Genomic DNA, 2,834 nt, shown 5'->3' with positions numbered 1-2,834 from the left:
GATCAAGCGTTTTTTCAACATTATCCCGACTTGCTAAATACACCAATTTATATTTATTTTATATCGACTTATCAAGAATTTAGAGGGTGGTCCTATTATCAAACTCCTAAATTTTATTTAAAACAAACATGCAGCAGCTAGCACGCTCGTGCATAAACTAATGGGAAATGAACGAGGAAGGTGTGAATGTTTCATGTACAGTCAATGGGTTTACCCCTATATGCCGCGCTATTACCATCCAGTGGTTCCTACTACGAATGAAAATTATTTAGAACCTTATAGATACAATGAAGACTTATTTTCTTATATCCTGCATGAAGAAGAAGAAGTTAGATCTACACGCGATGTAGACAGAGTGATGAAAATTTTAAAACGACAGTATCAGTCCATCTACAGAGATGCTCAACGAGGCGGGATGGATAGCAAACTAACAGAATACTTATTTCGTTCCATTGTAAGATTTGTTGATGATAACTATAACAATTACAGCGGATCTATTAACGAACGCGTTGAAAAAGCCGCGCGACAGTTAAAAAAACGTGACCCCTGGATATTTGAACTTTTTAACTTATACAGCGTTTCCCCCGCTTCACAAGTTCGAATTACCAACACGATTTTAACCGTTTCATTTGAGAATTTACGTAGAGGAAATGAAGTGCCAAATCCTAGATAAACAAAAAACCGCCACAATTGTGACGGTTTTTTGTTATGGTAATACAGTTGCTCCCATTAGATGGCTATCAACTTGTTTAGCTACTTCACGACCTTCATGAATAGCCCATACGATTAAACTTTGCCCACGACGAGCGTCACCAGCAGCAAAAACACCTTCAACATTTGTTTTGTAATTTCCATACGCTGCATCTACGCGACGATTTTTCGTTTCAACACCAAACGCTGATAGAACCGGATGCTCTGGACCTTCAAACCCAATCGCAATAAAGACAAGCTGAGCTGGCCATACTTTTTCTGTTCCTGGAATTTCGGTAAAGATGTACTGTCCATTTTCACCTTTTACTTTTTCCATTTGAACCGTATGAAGTTCCTTTAGATTGCCTTGCTCATCTRCCACGATTTTTTTCGTTTGAATTGAATATTCACGTGGATCGTCCCCAAACTTCGCCTGTGCTTCTTCATAAGCATATTCAAGATTAAATACATGTGGATATTCAGGCCACATATTATCTGCCGTACGCTCAGCAGGAAGTTGAGGATGTTTACCAAACTGAACAACGCTGCGGCATTTTTGAMGAAGAGCAGTAGCTACACAGTCAGCTCCAGTGTCTCCGCCTCCAATAACAATAACGTCTTTTCCTTCAGCATCAATAAATTGACCATCTCTGAAGTTAGAGTCTAAAAGGCTTTTTGTTGAAGTTGTTAAGTAGTCCATTGCAAAGTGAACTCCTTTTGCTTCACGACCTTCTAATACTAGATCTCTTTGCTTCTGAGCCCCTGTACACAAAATTACAGCATCATATTGTTCTTTTAACTCTTCAGCAGTAATGTCTTTTCCAACTTCCGTATTCGTTACAAAATCAATACCTTCTTGCGTCAATAAGCGAACACGTCTTTCCACTACTTCTTTATCTAGCTTCATATTCGGGATTCCATATGTTAATAAACCGCCAGCACGATCTGCTCTTTCATATACCGTTACTGAATGACCCGCTTGGTTCAGCTGATCTGCGCTTGCTAAGCCTGCTGGCCCAGAGCCAATAACAGCAATTTTTTTGCCTGTTCTTTTCTCTGGAATTCGCGGAGTAATCCACCCATTCTCAAAGCCTTTATCAATAATAGCGCGTTCGATATTCTTAATCGAAACGGCTGGATCTGAAATAGCAAGCGTACAGGAACCTTCACACGGRGCAGGACAAACTCGTCCTGTAAACTCCGGGAAGTTGTTCGTTTTCATTAAACGCTCTAAAGCTTCTTTCCAGCGTCCTTTATAAACTAAATCATTCCACTCTGGAATTAAGTTATAGATTGGACATCCAGAAGTAAAAGCATTAATATCCATTCCCATGTGGCAAAAAGGTGTGCCACAATCCATACATCGTGCCCCTTGACGGCTTAGCGCTTCATCAGATAAAGGAGCAGCATACTCTTTCCAATCACCTAAACGTTTTAACGGGTCACGTTCCTTCCCTTTTTCACGTTTGATTTCCATAAATCCTGTTGGTTTTCCCATCGTACTCTCCCCTTTCTTACTGAGCTACCGCTTCTTGTTGTTTTGCCGATGCTTTCTTTTCTTGTTTTGCATTTTCCTCAAACGCACTCATAGCTGCTTCTTCTTCCGTTAGTCCAGCTGCTTTTTGCTCTTCAATGCGATTCATCATGCGTTTATAATCATTCGGAATCACTTTTACAAATTTTGAAAGTGATTGTTCCCAATTTTCCAAGACAAATGCTGCTTTATGACTGTTCGTATATTTCAGATGATTTGAAACCATCTCTTTTACTTCTTCTGCTTCTTCGCCTTTTAAGCCCTCAAACCCAATCATGTCTTTATTGCAAAGGTTTTTGAATGCTTCTTGATCATCAGCAAATACGTAAGCAATACCGCCTGACATTCCTGCACCAAAGTTTTTACCTACATCGCCTAATACGACAACACGTCCGCCAGTCATATATTCACAGCCATGATCGCCAATTCCTTCAACCACTACATTCACACCGCTGTTACGAACTGCAAAACGTTCCCCTGCTAGCCCGCTAACATAGGCTTCACCGCTTGTTGCACCGTAAAATGCAACGTTCCCAACGATAACATTCTCGCCTGACACAGCTGTTGTTTCCTTAGGTGGAGCAACAATGATTTTACCTCCTGATAAACC

3 protein-coding genes are annotated in these 2,834 nt (G+C 40.4%); 1 reads left to right on the top strand and 2 read right to left on the bottom strand.

What is annotated here, in order from left to right; all coding sequences use genetic code 11:
• The first annotated feature begins 160 nt into the window (after nucleotides 1-160).
• Complete coding sequence (locus AC1DRF_RS21785; protein WP_336063844.1) at nucleotides 161-673, top strand: hypothetical protein; 513 nt, start codon at nucleotides 161-163, stop codon at nucleotides 671-673.
• A 33-nt stretch (nucleotides 674-706) separates the two neighbouring features.
• Here AC1DRF_RS21785 and gltD read toward each other — a convergent pair whose 3' ends face one another.
• Together gltD and AC1DRF_RS21775 are read right to left on the bottom strand one after the other, a co-directional pair.
• Nucleotides 707-2,188 carry a glutamate synthase small subunit gene (gene gltD, locus AC1DRF_RS21780; protein ID WP_477741676.1) on the bottom strand — a complete coding sequence of 494 codons (1,482 nt, stop codon included), beginning with the start codon at nucleotides 2,186-2,188 and terminating at the stop codon, nucleotides 707-709.
• 16 nt (nucleotides 2,189-2,204) lie between these two features.
• Nucleotides 2,205-2,834 (bottom strand): GltB/FmdC/FwdC-like GXGXG domain-containing protein (locus AC1DRF_RS21775; RefSeq protein WP_477741675.1); only part of this gene is annotated, 630 nt, incomplete at its 5' end.

The sequence above is a fragment of the Priestia sp. P5_B4 genome (assembly GCF_056400385.1).
This window is presented reverse-complemented; position numbering and strand designations above follow the sequence as displayed.